A 17,053-nucleotide genomic window follows, 5' to 3' on the forward strand; every position below is an offset into this window, starting at 1 on the left:
GGCATAATTGTGACTGATTTATTGAGCCAAGATGAAATCGATGCCTTGTTACACGGGGTCGATGAAGAAGAAGTGGTGGCAGACGTTAACCAAGATCTGCGCGCGTATGATTTTTCTTCTCAAGATCGTATCGTTCGCGGCCGTATGCCCACCCTTGAAATTGTAAATGAGCGTTTTGCTCGCCATTTACGGATCAGCATGTTTAACATGATGCGCCGAGCGGCAGAAGTGTCGATCAATGGTGTTCAAATGCTCAAGTTTGGTGAGTATGTTCATACGCTTTTTGTGCCGACGAGCTTAAACATGGTGCGCTTTAGCCCGTTAAAAGGAACAGGCTTAATCACTATGGAAGCGAGGTTAGTGTTTATTTTAGTCGACAACTTCTTTGGAGGGGATGGGCGGTTTCATGCCAAAATTGAAGGGCGTGAATTTACGCCTACCGAACGACGCATTGTGCAGCTTCTGCTGAAAATTATTTTTGAAGATTATAAAGAAGCATGGTCGCCAGTGATGGATGTTGAGTTTGAGTATTTAGATTCAGAAGTGAACCCCGCCATGGCAAATATTGTCAGCCCCACAGAAGTGGTGGTAGTGAGCTCTTTTCATATTGAAGTGGATGGCGGCGGAGGGGATTTTCATATCACTATGCCTTACTCGATGATTGAACCTATCAGGGAGTTGTTAGACGCCGGTGTACAAAGTGATACCCAAGATACCGATATGCGTTGGTCTCAAGCATTAAGGGATGAGATCATGGATGTAGATGTGGCGATGAATGCCACTGTGGTTGAGCATAAGATGAGCCTGAAGCAAGTCTTTGAGCTTAATGAGGGGGATGTGATTCCCGTTGAATTACCTGAGCATGTGGTATTAAAAGTCGAAGATTTACCGAGTTATCGCTGTAAAATGGGTCGCTCGGGGGAAAATCTAGCGTTAAAAATTTGCGAAAAAATTCCTAGACCAGAAACCGTTAAATCGGAATTACAACTGGTAACACGCCATGGACGAACGCGAGATACTCTTGATATTTAGAGATATTTATGGATATTTAATCAGGTTTGAAGAGTATGTTTTGCCGAGTGTATTAAAGCTGAAATGACGATAATGAGCCATTGCTAAGTTGAAAGAATAAGGCAGAGATGAAATGAAAGGTGAAGCAGTGACGGATGAATGGAGTGCGGCCATGTCTGAGCAAGCAATAAATGAGACTGAAAAAGTGCCATTGGATGATTTTTCCACGGGGAAAAAAACCTTAAGCGATGACGAGGCGGCAAAGCTTGATGCCATCATGGATATTCCGGTAACCATATCAATGGAAGTTGGGCGCAGTTATATTAGCATTCGAAATTTATTACAATTAAATCAAGGTTCGGTTGTAGAACTTGATAGAATTGCAGGTGAGCCACTGGATGTGATGGTCAATGGTACCTTAATTGCCCATGGTGAGGTGGTAGTGGTAAATGATAAATTTGGCATTCGATTAACCGATGTGATCAGCCAAACTGAGCGTATTAAAAAGCTTAAATAACCCGGAGAGCCTATGAGTACCCTGTTCGTTGCCAACAGTGCTGCGAGTCAAGTTAACAATGAAGTGGCAGCTAGCGATATGAATGCGAGTGTAAGCAGTCCTTCAGCAGACAAGCAAACGGCTAATATTGCAGCAGCCACAAGTGAAGTCGCAACGGATAGCGCACAAAAAGTGAGGACGGAAGTGAATTATGCCTTGGCCAGCGATCCTGCTACGGCAGAAACGGCCAACAATACAGTCAAAGCGCAGACGTTAGTGAGCCCGAGCCCTGATAATGCTTCAGCACTCAATAAGGCGGGTAACGATCCTTCCAGTATCGCCAGCTTAGCGAGTATGTTGGGCGGCTTAGTGGTGGTGTTACTGATTATTTTCTTTTTAGCTTATTTAGTGAAACGCTTTAATTTAGCGCCTAATAGTAATAGTGCGATTAAAACCATTGCTACTTCACCTTTGGGGCAAAAAGAAAAACTCATGATTGTTGAAGTGGAAGGGCGTCAGTATTTATTAGGCGTGACTCCGCATCAAGTGAATTTAATCGATAAATTAGAGACGCCCATAGAGCAGCAAGCTGAGTCTTTTGCCAGTCGTTTACGGCAAGCAAAATCCACTAAACCTTAATTTAGTCGTAAGGGCGTTATCCCGTTATCCCTAAGAACATGTACAGCAATTTGCTTGAGCGCTAGGGATAACGTCACTTATGATGATGTATATAAGTTGATGATATTGATAAAAATAATAATAAACAGAACACAGGCTTTTCAATACGTTAAACATGCATATCTTTTTCTCTTAGTGCTATTGGTGTGTTTGTGCTGTCCATCTCAAGCCTTAGCCAATAATGGGATTTTACCCGCAGTTACGGTCAGTACCGGAGTTGACGGTTCAACCCAGTATTCGGTGACTATGCAAATTTTACTCTTGATGACGGCACTGAGTTTTATTCCTGCCATGGTGATTATGCTGACCTCCTTTACACGTATTATTATCGTATTATCGATTTTGCGTCAGGCCATAGGGCTACAGCAGGCGCCGTCGAATCAAGTATTAATTGGGATCAGCCTATTTTTAACCTTTTTTATTATGACGCCAGTGTTCGATAAAATTTATGACGATGCGGTGCAACCTTATATCGAGCAGAATATGGCAATCGATACGGCATTTGAACGTGGAAAAGCGCCGTTAAAAGCCTTTATGCTGTCACAAGTGCGCATGACAGATCTGGATACCTTTTTGGAAATCTCAGCCTATCCTGGGATCACAGAGCCTGAAGAGGCTCCCATGAGTGTGATCATTCCCGCTTTTATTACCAGTGAATTAAAAACGGCCTTTCAAATTGGCTTTATGTTATTTGTGCCGTTTTTGGTACTGGATTTAGTGGTGGCCAGTATTTTAATGGCCATGGGCATGATGATGTTATCGCCGATGATAGTGTCCTTGCCCTTTAAAATAATGCTATTTGTGCTGGTGGATGGTTGGAGTTTAGTGATGGGCACTTTGGCCAATAGTTTTGGGTTATAGCGTATGAGTCCTGAGCTATTAGTGAATGTAGTGGATGTGTTTCGTCAAGCTCTGAGTCTTATCCTTGTCATGGTGTCTAGTCTTGGAATAGTTTGGTCAATAGTGTTGGGTGATAGCCTATGAGTCCTGAGTTATTAGTGGATGTGTTTCGTGAAGCCCTGAGCGTTATCCTTGTCACAGTGTCTAGTCTTGGAATAGTTTGGTCAATAGTTTTGGGTGATAGCGTATGAGTCCAGAATCATTAGTGGATGTGTTTCGTGAAGCCCTGAGCGTTATCGTAGTCATGGTGTCTATGATTATTGTGCCGGGACTCATTGTGGGGTTAGTGGTGGCGGTGTTTCAAGCGGCAACCTCCATTAATGAACAAACTTTGAGTTTTTTGCCGAGATTACTCACTACCTTGTTTGCTTTGATGCTGTTAGGGCATTTACTCGTGCGCACTATGATGGAGTTTTTCTATGAAATGGTGAACATGATCCCAAGCGTCATAGGTTGAGTTTGATTATGTTGACCACAAATAAAAAAGTAAGTACTTACTATCGGTTTTGGCTTTGTATTTTCTTTAATCTTTTCACTTTATTCTTAAAAAATAATGCGGGACATTAATCGATGTTTTTCCTGCTTGATACCATAATGCAAGGCATTGCGAGCTATTTGTGGCCTTTTATTCGTGTTAGCAGTTTATTCATGGTGATGGCCGTTTTTGGTTCGACCACCACCCCTAAGCGAATACGCTTGCTGCTATCCGTTGCCGTTACATTTACTATTGCGCCGATTTTACCGCCGATGGCACCCATTGAATTACTGTCTTTAAGTGCGGTGTTTGTGATTGCTCAGCAAGTGATCATCGGGGTGGCAATGGGCTTTGTCAGTATTTTATTGATGCAAACCTTTGTGCTTGCAGGGCAAATTATCGGCATGCAAACCAGTTTAGGGTTCGCGTCTATGGTGGATCCTAGCTCGGGTCAACAAACGCCTGTGGTCAGTCATTTCTTCTTACTGCTCACTACGCTCATTTTTTTAAGTGTCGATGGGCATTTAGTGTTTATTAGAATGTTGGTGGCCAGTTTCGACACCCTTCCGGTATCAATGGCTGGATTACATTTAAGTGGCTATCAAGCGCTGACTGAGTTTGTCAGTTATATGTTTGGCGCTGCGCTGACCATGTCATTGTCTGCCATCGTAGCCTTATTGACCATCAATTTGGCCTTTGGCGTGATGACACGGGCTTCCCCTCAGCTAAATATTTTCTCTATTGGTTTTCCGGTCACTATGGTCAGTGGCTTGTTTATCTTATGGTTAACACTGTCACCGATTATGGCCCATTTTGATGACATTTGGCGTCAAAGCCAGCTGCTTCTCTGCGATATTTTACAGCTGAGTTGTAATATAACTGGTGGCATCTAATCGGTTTTTTGCTAAGAAAAATTAAGTGGCAGAAAAGGGGAGTCGTTAGAAGAATGTCAGGAAAAAGCCGAACAACGAATGAGTCTATTTCAAAAAGATGAGCAGTTTTAAAGGGGGGATGATCAGTGGCAGAGAATGACAGCAGTCAGGAAAAAACCGAACAAGCGTCCGCCCATAAGTTAGAGAAAGCCAAAAAAGAGGGCCAAGTTGCTCGCTCTCAAGAATTGGGGACATCGGCAGTATTGATCTCGGCAGGCCTAGGTTTGATGATGACAGGACAAGAGTTAGCCCTTGCTCTGAAACACATTATGTCTTCACTCATGAGCTTAACTCGCGCGCAAATTTTTGACGATCATACCAGCTTACTTATCTGGCGTGATATTGGCCGTGAGCTGGCATTGCCGTTACTGGGCTTCATTGCTTTTTTGGCTTTGATTGCCTTCGTGGGGAATATTGCATTAGGTGGACTGTCTTTTTCGGTAAAAGGCTTTATGCTCAAGCCCAGTAAAATGAGTCCCATTGCCGGTTTTAAGCGCATGTTTGGGACTAAGGCTTTGGTTGAACTCACTAAAGGGCTGGCCAAATTTTCCGTGGTGGCTTTAATGGCCTATGGATTACTCATTCTTTATTTGAATGACATTCTTGCCTTATCTCAAGAACATTTACCCGGTAATATTTATCATGCATTGGACTTAGTGGTTTGGATTTTTATTCTTTTATGTGCTTCGACTCTGTTTATTGTGATTATTGATGTGCCTTTTCAAATTTGGAACCATAATAAACAGCTTAAAATGACCAAACAAGAAGTTAAAGATGAGCATAAAGACATGGAAGGCAAACCCGAAGTTAAGGGGCGTATTCGGCAGATGCAGCGAGATATGGCGCAGCAACGTATGATGCAAGACGTGCCTAATGCGGATGTCATTATTGTCAACCCTGAACATTATGCCGTAGCGGTGAAATACGAGGTCAGTCGCTCTAAAGCGCCCTTTGTCGTGGCGAAAGGTGTGGATGAAGTGGCCTTTAAAATTCGTGAAATAGCCAAGCATCATAAAGTGGCCGTCGTGTCCGCGCCGCCACTGGCGCGAGCCGTGTACCACACCACCAAAATTAACCAAGATATTCCAGAAGGGCTCTTCACGGCAGTGGCACAAGTGTTAGCCTATGTATATCAATTACGGGAATACCAAAAAGGTAAAGGCCGCAAACCTACCCCTATTCCATTAAAACAAGACATACCAGAGGATCTCACTCATTAGTCGGTATGACGAATGTTGGGTAAGTGGGTCGTTTGAGCTAAAAGTGCCAGTGATAAAGCCTGTTTATCACTGGTAGGGAAATATAACCCATGATTTTTTGTATTGTCCAAAAAACTCATTTCTGAAATTAGCTTTTCAACTTTGCGACATACCCCCCATTTTTTATTATTCCTAAAAATAACCCTTGAATTAGCAATGTGTTAGCTGTATTTCTGTTACCTTTTTTATTCACATATGAAAACAAGGGATTGTTATGAGTTGTCAATGTCATTACTGTGTTTCGAAGAGAAGGCAAAGGCCAATCACGTCACCATTACCAACGGCAGGACAATCTATACGTGAACTCAAAAACAGGGAAAATCTAGCCTATATCGAACGAAAACGCTTAGCACAAGCGACAGAATCTTATAAACCGTGCCCAAGTATGGCAAGTAACATTGAAAAACTTGAACGGATAAAGAAACGGATAAAGAAAAGAGAACAAGAAAGTAAAGCTAGGTTTGATGATAAAAATGTGGCTCCTCCTCTTAAATCACAATTACTAAAAAATGAGGAAAATCTTAATTCATTGGCTTTAGGTGCTTTTTCTTCACTTAAAATGGGCATAAAAAGCTTTGAAGTATTAAAGACACAAGAAGCATTGATTGCGGTTGGATTTGATTTAGGCAATAGAGGTGCTGATGGCCATTTTGGTCAGAAAACAATTCGAGTCGTCAAACAATTTCAGAAAAGGTATAAGCCCACGCACAATACACATGAGCAGTATGAATTCAATATTATTCATGGAGAGGTTGATCGAGGCACTATCTTAGCATTAGATGAGGCCTTATGTGAAAACTGGAAGTTCAAAGGATATGATTGGGCAAATAGTGAGTTTGGTATGTTATTAGGTCATGTGGAATCAAGAAATGATTATTCAGCTTATAATCGAACAAAAGGTGGATTGAAATCATTTTTTAATACTGACCTAGATCAAAAGACTGTTACAGAAGTCATTGAGTTACAAAAAGCAAGAGAGGCATTTGCTGTTGGGCGGTTTCAGCTTATTCCTATTACATTGCAAGAAGCCGTACGACATTTATCGATTAATAAAAATGACACTTTTGATGCATTGATCCAAGATAGGATCTTTAATGAATATTTAATTAAAGTGAAGCGGCCTAAAATCATTAATTATTTAGAATCTGATGGGTCAATTGAAGATGCTATCTATGATTGGGCTAAAGAGTTTGCTTCAGCTGGGGTAGAAAAAGGAAGAAAAATTAGCAAAGGGAGGATTGCAGTCGGTGGAGAGTCTTATTATTCCGGAGATGGTTTAAATAAAGCACATTTATCAATTGAAAAGATGAAAGACGTATTACGTAAATCTAAAGAGAACAGCCAATGAGATTATTACCTCTTCTTTTACTTATCTCTTCTTGCGCGCATTCTGGAGAGGTAAAGCTAGATGTTGATTCTATTTTGAATAAAGAAGACTATTCAAGTGTATTCAAACAAGCTTTTATCAACATATATGATCAAAAACCTAATTTTAATACGGAGGATTATTTATTCACGTACTCATGTGGGGGAGCTGCGGTATGTGGATCGGTATTTGATCCATCATTTAATGAGTTCATCAGTCTTCCTGATGATTTTATCGGCGCTTCTGACGTTCAAGCGTTTAAGGTTGAATTTAATGCATTAAGTAACAAGGTTTGTATTTGGGGGCAAAGTGCCTACAATGCGGAATTGTACAATGGTAAATGCTTCATTTATAAAGATAAAAATTTTAAAGAAAGTAATACCCCTTCTAAATGAAATGCTTAAGCCAGTGATAAGCACTATTATCACTGGTAGAGAAATGAGTGCTATTTATAAATAGAAGCCTTATTTGGCCGATATACAATTAAATTAACCAGAAATCTATAAAGTGTGTTAGTGTGGCATGTGTACCTACTGCTTAGTAGGGACTTCTTTTCTGTTCCGAATTATCATCTCGGTATTGTTTAGTTGCCCCCCCTGAGCCTTATAATAAGGCTTCAGTTATGTTAAATTCAAAAAAAGAATTAAAAAATATCTTCTACCTTACTGAAATTAAAGGTATTGGATTCAATTATGATGCGGCTTATCCTGCACCTTGGACTCCGCTTTGTCATAAAGTCAGTTTTGCCACCCATAAATACCTCGCTCAGGGGGTGATACCATTACAATGGGTTGAAACTTAACCCCAAAGGCTTATTCTTCGAGGATGATGTTGGCATTCTCCCATATCTAAAATTATCGATTATGGATAGTTATCATAAAATGGCCTTAAAAATAATTACTGGAATATACAGCCAATTTGACTACACCCGTGATAAGGCCAGTTATCACTGGTAGGCTTTTATCGTGCAAAAGCCATCATCAACCTACCTGTTTTTTATTGTCTTGCCTCATGCTTATCAATCGCTTATTTTAGAAATTAACGATTTTACAACAATGGGGTGTGAGTGTAGTCTACTTCATAAAGTAAGCAGTCAAAACGTAATCTTGTTGCCATTGAATAATCGATTACACCACCTCGATAGACAACTCCGCAAATTGAAATAATAAGGATTAATATGAAGATAGTAGTACCAGAAATTGAGTTCTCCGATGATTGTGGCTTTAATTCGAATATAGATATATTTAAACGTAAAGATTTTGGAGAAAGGCTTGCCAATCTTATTGAAAACTCCGGTGGAAATCCAGTAATAGCCTTGGATTCTGGTTGGGGGGAAGGTAAAAGTACGTTTATAAAAATGTGGCGTGGTTACTTAGCTAATAACCGAGAAACAGAAATTAAATCTATCTACTTTGATGCTTTTGAAAACGATTATCAAAAAGATCCATTTTTGACATTAGCATCTGAAATCTATCAGCTCATATCTGATAAAGACGAACAAACAAAGAGTGATTTTAAGGATAAGGCAACAAAGGCTTTTAAGTCTCTTGCTAGAGGGGGGATGAAAGTTGCTGTAAAAATGGGTACGGCAGGTATTGTTGATGGTAGTATTGTTGATGAGGCTGAAAAAGAGATTTCAAATTTGCTTGCTAACCAAGTTGATGATTTAGTGAAAGAAAGGTTTGAGCATGCTGAGAAGGACAAGCTAGCATTAAAAGAGTTTAGGGAATATTTATCAAAGTTTGCTCATGAAGCTAATACAGGTAAGCCTATTGTATTCATTATTGATGAACTCGATCGGTGTAAACCAGATTTTGCCTTGGAACTATTGGAGCAAGTTAAACATTTGTTCTCTGTTAAGGGGATAACGTTTCTTTTAGTAACAAATAGAACGCAACTAGAAGAATCGATTAAAGAAAGATATGGGCAGGGTATTAATCCTACTAATTACCTTCATAAATTTATCAATGTTTGGCTATCAATGCCTAGATCGTCGAGCGAGCATAATGATCACGGTTACCAATTCCTTCAATATGCTTTGAAAGCAATGAGAGATGAGAATGAAAGTGCTGTGAATAAAGAAGCTATTATGGTACTAAGCGATCTAGTTAGGTGTTATCAACCATCATTTAGAGAAATAGAAAGGGTTCTTTCTTACTTTTCTATCATTAACAATATGAGGGGGAGTTTGCCTTATTTATCAAACGAACAGTATATAATAGCTATAGTGTGTTACCTCAAAGCCTGTAAGCCAAATGCGTTGAAGGTGGTTAACGAGAAACTAGATTATATGACTTTTATCCAGGAAAGTGGTCTAAAGAAATTTACAGATGATGGTCTATTTCCCTCACTAGAGCATTTAGATAAACTAATCCGTTTCGATTTAGGTGATGATGATATACGAAGAAGAATGTTGAATGATAACGAAATCAATATAAGTAGAATTCGCACTCCTGAGAACATGATAATCAAAGTCAACTCTTGGCTTTCAGAAATCAGCAGTAGTTAAACAGGTGCTACCGTGTATTTGACTACCATAATTTATTAATTATCAGAATGTTAATCATAACTTGATTTTGTCCATTTATAAGTTGAATTTACCAGTGATAAAGAGCCTTATCACTGGAAGCATTCATCACCAAACCCCAATGTTAAAACACTCAAGACCCAAGACCTTACACATTAAAATCTAATATTGACCAAGTTGAATGATAGTGAGGAATATATACTGAAGAGCATGTGACATTCATGGCTAATCGAAGATTATGTTGTAAATAAAGGTGTCTCTGCTGATAACAAAAGCGCCCCAAGTCACTTGAACTATAGTCTATCTACATTAGCTAACATTATTGAATAGTAACGCACTGGTCTAATAACACCCACCTTTTATTTACTAAGAGTGGTGTTATTGAGCCACTCTTTAAAAATAATGAGTGATAAAGATATAGTCGTAATAAAGACTACTAGTGTAGAGGTCTAATACCGCATGTTATTAAGGGCATTGTTTCTGACATGAGCGGTCATAAGCACCATCCATGACGCGAAGGCAATGAAGGAAAGCCTAGACAGATAGGTATATCGGAAATGTCGAAAATGAAGGAAATAGCTTTTCGACTAACAAGTGATAAAGCCAATTAAAAAGGTATGAGATATGTATAAACAAGTAGAGAAGCCAAAGGAGAATGTAAGTAGAGCAATCGGTAATTCGGTTGTGCAGAAGAAAAACAATAGGGAGCAGGGGGTGCGGTTTGTTGACCATAGGCCAGAGAGTGTTATACAAAGAAAAATACGATCATTATATTCTTCTCAATCCATTCAGAAAAAGGAAAGCAATACAATGCTTTCCGCTCACTTGATATCAGGTATTAATAATTCTCCCAGTTATTCTAACACTGAAACAAATACACTCCAACGAATTCGGGATGTTGCGCTGAAAACTTCAGGTATTTGTGGTCCGGCTATTCTGCAAGATGTATTTGATGAGTTGGGTGTAAAACAAAATCATTCGGTTGTTGATCTGCGCAAAGCACAAGACCAACAAGATGTGACGCGAAGAACAATAGTTGGTGAGATATTCACTAGAGAGCAAATGAGAGCGTTGGCAAATGGCGTTAATGAAGTCAATATGGTAATTAAAAATTTTACTGACGCTGACTCTTTTTGGAATCTAGTTCAAGGATCGGGTACAAACCCTTTAATGGTAGCTATAAGTGTTGCAGATTTTGGTTCGCTCAGAAAGCTAGTTGATGCTGGCGCTGTAGCAACTCGCAGAAGAGAATTGTTTTTTGCGCATTGGATACTGATAACAGATAGTAGAATAAATAACGGTATAAGGGAAATCCAATATTCAGAGGCTGTGAACAAGCAAAAGGAATGGGTTCCAATTGATAGCTTAATCAAAAGCAATAAACATTTAGACGGTGATTTTGATTGGGAAATATGGGGTGATGAGTATGTAGCCGAAAAAGTTCAAACTCGGCAGGATGTCAAGAAGTCTATACAAGAGGCTCGAACAACAAGAGGAGCAAAGGTAGGTGATCCTATTGTCGATCCTATGAAGCTTAAAGGCTGGGCGGCAGAATGGTCAAAAGCCTGATATGTAATAATTGATTAAAGCCCATAACAAAACCTAAAAATCATTAAAACGCTTTTTAGCCCAATTGATATGAGAGACGGGCTAACTTAATAATTCCACTTAACTGAGCCAATTAACAGAGCAAATAGTTTCCCTCAGCAACTTTAGCACTCAGTTGATATTCACCTTCTAAGCTTCAAAAAATCCCTTTTTCTTACCGAAAAACCGTCGAAATCGTCCTGCTAATACTTGGTCAAAAGTACCACTTTGGGTGTTGATTCTAATTGCAGACTGATTGTGGAATGAATGAGTCAGGATAAAGTAGCAAGCTCACTTTTATAAGGTGTTCATGTATAAGGTGTTCATGCTGTGATGGCAAAGTTGGTTTGATCTCTGTTTGAATTTAACGTTTTGGTCATTTGGTGTAATCGTTTTTTTTATTAAAACACATTACCATGAATAGGTTCCTGTTGGTCAGCGTTAGGAAATACTGATAATTTTTTATTAACATGATAATGGGATTAAGGAAGAGCCATGAACACGTCAAGCGTAAAATATTTAATTTATCCAGCGATTGGTATTGCGCGAGTGGGTAACAGTGACACTGAACATTTAATCTCCCCAGAGGTGAGCAATCAGGCCTTAGAGACTGATATTAATTATAAAGATAAAGAGGGAAGAGTGAAGCCCCAAGCGGCCAAGTTTCGAATTTATGCCATTGATCTTGATGGCAATGTCATAGAAGAAGTGACCGCAGATAACACTCAATCCATTGAATGGCGAGTGCATTTAGCAAACCGTAAGGCGATTAACTACGAGTTTCAAAATGCAATGGATCTGGGTAAGCAGCTCGCTCTAGATTGTCCTTTACGTAATGCAAATATCACAGAACAAGATGAACGACGTCGAAAACTCTTGTTAGATTCAGGTGTTAGAAGTATTTCTGGGCGATCTCGGGCGCCCAGTAACGCAGAAAAGACGGAAAATTTTTGCTTTGATAGCGCAAGGTTTTTTGAGGGAACAACCCATGAGCAAAAGGTGTATTTAGGCCAGTTAAGAACTGATGAAAAGGGACGTCTGTTAGTGTTAGGCGGTCAAGGAAAATCAGCCAGTTTTGATGGAAAACCCGCTGTCACATTTGCTAATAATGACGGTTGGTATGATGATGTGTCTGATGGGACGGTCAGGGCGAGCATTACCATTAACGGCGAAGTTTTTGAAGCGGAGCCAGCAATGGTTGCCGTGACGCCGCCGAATTTTGCGCCGGGTATTCAGGGAGCGGTGACCATGTATGATGTGGTTGCCGATTTGTTTGAGAAGCAAGGTATGATTGAGTCGCAAAAAGAGGTTGATTTCTATCGTGATATTTATCCCATATTTAAGAGTCTCGTCGATAATCAGGCTGTGAATGCAGGTTTTTATTTTTCTTTTGGTGAGAATTCACCTGCTGACTTTACCTCTAAGGCATTGCTACCTCAGTTATCAAGTAATGATCCCGCCCATTTACCACTTAGGCAAAAACTATTTAAACAATTTAGGCCGAGCGAAACTGTTGCTCAGTTTCAACGAATTGACGCATTAGCCCACTTACCGAATCCCAGTGTGTCCCAAACCGAGTTAGATCAATTGCTAGCCATGAAGGAGATGCCTATCTCCGATATTTTTTGGGATAAATTACAGCACTTGATCGCTAAAATTGAGTGTATGTTAATAAATCAGCAGAAGAATGTCGGTCTGACATTACAAGTGGGTCAGATTGCCAAACAAGCGATTTCAGAGAGTCAAGAAGCCCTTGAGGCGGAGCAATTACCCCCATTTTATGGCGATACATATGGTGACTTTTCGAATAATCCGCTGGCCAATTTGAGCCTCACTGATAAACAATATAGAGCCTTGAAATATTGGGCTGATGGTGATTTTGTCAATAATGGTGAAGTTTGCACTGTGGGTGGTGTTGACGATCTAGACTTACAGAATCAGCCATCGGCGTTAACTCAAGGACATTTAGCGCAATGTTTAGGTGGGCCTTTTCACCCCGGTATTGAGTTGACTTGGTTTCTGCGTTTAATTAGCATGTGGAATACAGACAACATCATAGATAAGATGCGTCTTAATATTTTGCCTGAGACCACAGAGCCAGAGGATTATTATGGTCCTGTGCTTACGCCTGATATTGCCTTAGCACAGATGTTTAATGCCAGTGGTCCCGGTACCTTAACTCGCTTTATGGGCATACCTTGGCAAACCGATGAGGCAAGTTGCCGCTCTGGACAAGATTATGATCCGGCTTATTATTTGCCATTGGCCAGTTTTTGGTCAGCCAGAGTACCGAATCAAGTATTAAGTCAGCGTAGTCTCGAGCGTTTAAATGATCCTTCCTTACCGCCGCTTCAGCGTTTAAAACACCTTGATTATCGACAAGATTGGCTTAGGTTTTTCAATTCAACCCATTATCAGACTCAGATAAATGGCATGGTGCAAGACTGGGATAAAATTGGCATTGTGAAACAGCAATCTATTAACCCACCTTTAACGTTAGGCAGTTATGAATTGAGTTCTCTTTGGGTCGAATCAGAAGTCTCGACTAAATTTACCGTGAATGATCCTAGCTATCGCGAGTTACTTCATATGGAAGGCTTGACATCGAATCAAGATGTTAAGAATGAAATGCATGCTGGCGCAAACCATTACCAAACTATGCTACGTAAGCTTGAACAAGATGATATTAATTTTGCAAATAGCGATGTGAAGCCGAGGCAAACATTTACTCGTAAACAATTATTTGGAGGTAATCGTTAGTGTACTATGATGTAGCTATCATAGGTGCCGGTGTGGCAGGCATGGCCGCCGCATCGGCTTTAGCGCGTAAAGGTCTCACTGTTGCCTTGATAGAGAGTGGCCAAGATAACAGGATTAATATTGGTGAATGTTTGATGGCTGATGCATTACCCATTATGGCGCGATTAGGGTTTGAGAATGAATTTATCGCAGCAAAATATAGATCACTTCAATCTTATCGAGTCATTTGGGGAGCGCTTCAGCCTTATGAGCGCCATTTAATGACCAGTCCGACGGGCTCTGGTTGGATTGTTGATAGACGCCATTTTGATGAACTGTTATTAGCGCGATGCTATGACTGTAATGTAGATGTCTATTGGAAAAGCAAATTTCAGCGTATAAAGCAGACAATGAATGGTCTATGGCAGTTCATTTTTGCCAGCGTCGATATGCCTGATATAGAGGCGCATTTTGTTATCGATGCGAGTGGTAGAGCGCGAGGGCTAACCAAACAATTAGGCATAAAAAGTCAGCAGCTTGATAAAATGGTGGCGAGTTGTTGCCATATTGACACTCCCGATCAAAGTATCTGTGGTGTTGCCAATATCGTCAGTGATATGAATGGGTGGTGGTATTATGCTAAATTTTCACATTCAAGAGGCAGCTTATGCTATTTTTCTGACTCTGATCTTGGCTTACCCCTTTCAGCAGAAGAGTTGTTAAAACAAGCACAAACAACATTGTCGCTTACAGAGCTCCTTCATCAATCAAAACCTGTGATTAATACATTTAGACGTTGTCCCGCTTATTCATCTGCATTGCAACAATGTATCGGTCATAATTGGCTGGCAGTGGGTGATGCTGCGATGAGCTTTGATCCACTCTCTTCTTATGGTATGACGTCTGCTTTATCGAGCGCCTTTTATGGGAGCCAAGCCGTTTTACGTTACTTTAAAGGGGACACGGCATATTTACAGGTATATCAAACCTTGCTCCAACGCAATTACTTAAGCTATCTCGTAAATCGAGAGCAAGAGTATCGAAAAGTCTCTAGAATGAACAGTGTGTTCTGGCGAAGGCGGCAGGAGGCTAAAGCGATACATTTAAAAAGCGCTGAAGCACACTAATTTCACTAGTGTTGGTCTCTTCTGAGTAAAAGGTGAGGATTATTATCTGATTTTATCTATGCAATGGCTATTCAAATAATGTAAATGTAATGATCCTGTTTCGTAATATTTATCATTAGTATAGCTTAGTATAATTTAGGACAGGCTTATCTTTTGCTTTTAGTGCTTTTGATTTCAGTCGTCTACAAGTACCTATACTGTTTGATTGGTGCATGTTCATTCTCGTGTCGGACGAGTATGCCTTATTGAGCTAACATTGTGTGTAGCGTAAAGCCATTTTATGAAAAGCCATGGATAATGTTATGGCTTAACCCCCTTATTGCATGCATTTGCTTTAAAGAAATAAAATGAGAATGACTTTGTTAGGACAGGCTTATCTTAAGTATTGAGAGTGTGTCAGCGGAGCACTCAGTTTTTGTCATACCTTGATAAAAATATTTTAATTAAAGTCAATATCATTTTTGCCAATACTGGCTCAAATGATAGTGACTCACGCTATGTAGGCTCTATGCGGGGGGAATTTTTTGCCGTATAGAGTGGTCAATGTGACGTAACGTGTCTTTCCTCGTCAGTATCTGATTAACCTTATTGCTTCTTGTTGCTTGACTCCAATGCAAGATGGTCTTTTTGCTCAAAGACGCGATGCCAAAAATGGGCTCCAAGGGTAGAAATGGCGCGAGATTCACCATTCAATAACATTACCATGCCCAGTTTGAGTGTGGGTGAATAAGCGATTTCTGTTACATATCCGGCTACCCAGCCAGCATGATAAATAAGGGGATGACCCTCAAAATCATAGATCCGCCAACCTTTACCATAATGGGCATCTTTCAGATATTGTTTCCATTCTCGACGCCTTAGCTCTTTTCTGGTTCGAACACCGGGTGTGGTAATATCTTCAAGGACTGAAGGGCTGATAACTTTGGGTTGATTACCGAGATTAGCCATAAGCCACTTAGCCATATCATTAATACTGGCATTGACTCCCGCAGCCGGAGCCAATTGATAATAATTAGGCTTCACTTTCACTTGCTTAAAGCCAGAGTGTGTTTTGATGTGAGGTTCGGCGCGATTGGCCTGTTGTTTAAACGCGTCATACCCGACGGAAGCGGAATGCATGTTTAATGGTGTAAAAATGCGTTGCTGCAGTAAACTTGCGTAGCTTTGACCTGTTTGTTGTTCTATTGCAGGCAGAATAAAAGAAAAGGCGACATTTTGATAGCTATAACACTCACCCGGCGAGCACATGGGGTTGAGCTTGGAAAACTTAGGGATGATTTTATCAAGTTGCACATTAGCATCGATCATATTGTCATAGCTGTTAGGCATAAGCCCTGTACTTTGGCCTATGATGTGTTCCAGCGTAATTTTTTGACTTTGTTCAGGTTTTGCAAGGCTAAATTTGGGTAAATACTGAGTAATGGGTTGGTGCCAATCAAGTTTATCTTCATGTACCAGTTGACTGGTTAAAGTCGCTGCAAAGGTTTTAGACACGGAAGCGAGTCGAAATACCGTATTTGAATTGATATTTAATCTGCTGTTTTTATGACGCTTTCCATAAGTACTGAGTTTGAGGATTTGGTCGCCCTCTACAATAACAAAAGCCCCTCCTGGCACCTTATTCGCCTTTAGCTGTCGGTGAAATTGTAGTTTGAATTCATCGCTAATGGTTTGATAAGGGGAAGCGTCAGCAGTGAAAGAAAGCAGTGCGAAAATGGCGAAAACAGTGCTTTTTTTGGCAATAGCAGCAGGTCGCCAAATAGTGAATAAGCACTGATCCAATAGGCACTTTTTTGATGAATGAGCTGTTTTTAACCGCATGAATGCACCCAATGTTCCGCTTGAATACCCACATAGAATGAGTAAAGGTCGGTATTTTTGTTAAGGCAAGTTAAAGATGTCACATTAGGGAGCAAAGTAGACATGTCACACAAGTCTGTGTCTTTTATCAATCCC

The 17,053-nt window shown here is 40.2% G+C and carries 15 protein-coding genes; 14 read left to right on the top strand and 1 reads right to left on the bottom strand.

Annotated elements, in window-relative coordinates:
* Positions 1 to 9: 9 nt before the first annotated feature.
* From fliM to Q0791_RS10140, 14 genes are all read left to right on the top strand, one after another.
* Entirely contained in the window at positions 10 to 1,032 is a 1,023-nt protein-coding gene (fliM, locus tag Q0791_RS10075; RefSeq protein WP_299005618.1) for a flagellar motor switch protein FliM, read from the top strand.
* 112 nt (positions 1,033 to 1,144) lie between these two features.
* Positions 1,145 to 1,528: a flagellar motor switch protein FliN gene (fliN, locus tag Q0791_RS10080; protein ID WP_299005621.1), complete on the top strand. Its 384-nt coding sequence runs from the start codon at positions 1,145 to 1,147 to the stop codon at positions 1,526 to 1,528.
* Positions 1,529 to 1,783: 255 nt separating this feature from the next.
* Positions 1,784 to 2,146, top strand: a complete 363-nt coding sequence (gene fliO, locus Q0791_RS10085; RefSeq protein ID WP_299005660.1) for a flagellar biosynthetic protein FliO — start codon at positions 1,784 to 1,786, stop codon at positions 2,144 to 2,146.
* Between the two features lie 174 nt (positions 2,147 to 2,320).
* A complete protein-coding gene (gene fliP / locus Q0791_RS10090; RefSeq protein ID WP_299005663.1) occupies positions 2,321 to 3,046 on the top strand; it encodes a flagellar type III secretion system pore protein FliP in 726 nt (241 codons plus the stop codon).
* Positions 3,047 to 3,272: 226 nt separating this feature from the next.
* On the top strand, positions 3,273 to 3,542 hold the full coding sequence (gene fliQ / locus Q0791_RS10095) for a flagellar biosynthesis protein FliQ (protein ID WP_298768909.1): 270 nt from the start codon (positions 3,273 to 3,275) through the stop codon (positions 3,540 to 3,542).
* A 113-nt stretch (positions 3,543 to 3,655) separates the two neighbouring features.
* Entirely contained in the window at positions 3,656 to 4,453 is a 798-nt protein-coding gene (gene fliR, locus Q0791_RS10100; protein ID WP_299005624.1) for a flagellar biosynthetic protein FliR, read from the top strand.
* Between the two features lie 125 nt (positions 4,454 to 4,578).
* Positions 4,579 to 5,712, top strand: coding sequence for a flagellar biosynthesis protein FlhB (gene flhB / locus Q0791_RS10105; protein WP_299005627.1), 1,134 nt, complete (start codon positions 4,579 to 4,581; stop codon positions 5,710 to 5,712).
* 424 nt (positions 5,713 to 6,136) lie between these two features.
* Positions 6,137 to 7,099: a peptidoglycan-binding domain-containing protein gene (locus tag Q0791_RS10110; RefSeq protein ID WP_299005630.1), complete on the top strand. Its 963-nt coding sequence runs from the start codon at positions 6,137 to 6,139 to the stop codon at positions 7,097 to 7,099.
* Positions 7,096 to 7,512, top strand: a complete 417-nt coding sequence (locus tag Q0791_RS10115; RefSeq protein WP_299005633.1) for a hypothetical protein — start codon at positions 7,096 to 7,098, stop codon at positions 7,510 to 7,512. The genes Q0791_RS10110 and Q0791_RS10115 overlap by 4 nt, the downstream gene beginning before the upstream one ends.
* 227 nt (positions 7,513 to 7,739) lie before the next feature.
* Positions 7,740 to 7,919 (top strand): hypothetical protein, encoded by a 180-nt coding sequence (locus Q0791_RS10120; protein WP_299005636.1) that lies wholly within the window; start codon positions 7,740 to 7,742, stop codon positions 7,917 to 7,919.
* Between the two features lie 375 nt (positions 7,920 to 8,294).
* Complete coding sequence (locus Q0791_RS10125) at positions 8,295 to 9,626, top strand: P-loop NTPase fold protein (protein ID WP_299005639.1); 1,332 nt, start codon at positions 8,295 to 8,297, stop codon at positions 9,624 to 9,626.
* A gap of 642 nt (positions 9,627 to 10,268) precedes the next feature.
* Positions 10,269 to 11,213, top strand: a complete 945-nt coding sequence (locus tag Q0791_RS10130) for a hypothetical protein (RefSeq protein WP_299005642.1) — start codon at positions 10,269 to 10,271, stop codon at positions 11,211 to 11,213.
* A gap of 513 nt (positions 11,214 to 11,726) precedes the next feature.
* The gene (locus Q0791_RS10135; protein ID WP_299005645.1) at positions 11,727 to 13,991 is read left to right on the top strand and encodes a LodA/GoxA family CTQ-dependent oxidase; all 2,265 of its coding nucleotides are present in this window, start codon (positions 11,727 to 11,729) and stop codon (positions 13,989 to 13,991) included.
* Positions 13,991 to 15,097: an FAD-dependent oxidoreductase gene (locus Q0791_RS10140; protein WP_299005648.1), complete on the top strand. Its 1,107-nt coding sequence runs from the start codon at positions 13,991 to 13,993 to the stop codon at positions 15,095 to 15,097. Before Q0791_RS10135 ends, Q0791_RS10140 begins: the two co-directional genes overlap by 1 nt.
* A gap of 585 nt (positions 15,098 to 15,682) precedes the next feature.
* Here the strand turns inward: Q0791_RS10140 and Q0791_RS10145 are convergent.
* Positions 15,683 to 16,918, bottom strand: coding sequence for a serine hydrolase (locus tag Q0791_RS10145; RefSeq protein WP_299005651.1), 1,236 nt, complete (start codon positions 16,916 to 16,918; stop codon positions 15,683 to 15,685).
* Positions 16,919 to 17,053 lie beyond the last annotated feature (135 nt).

The organism is uncultured Shewanella sp. (genome assembly GCF_947495455.1).
Lineage (GTDB): Bacteria > Pseudomonadota > Gammaproteobacteria > Enterobacterales > Shewanellaceae > Shewanella.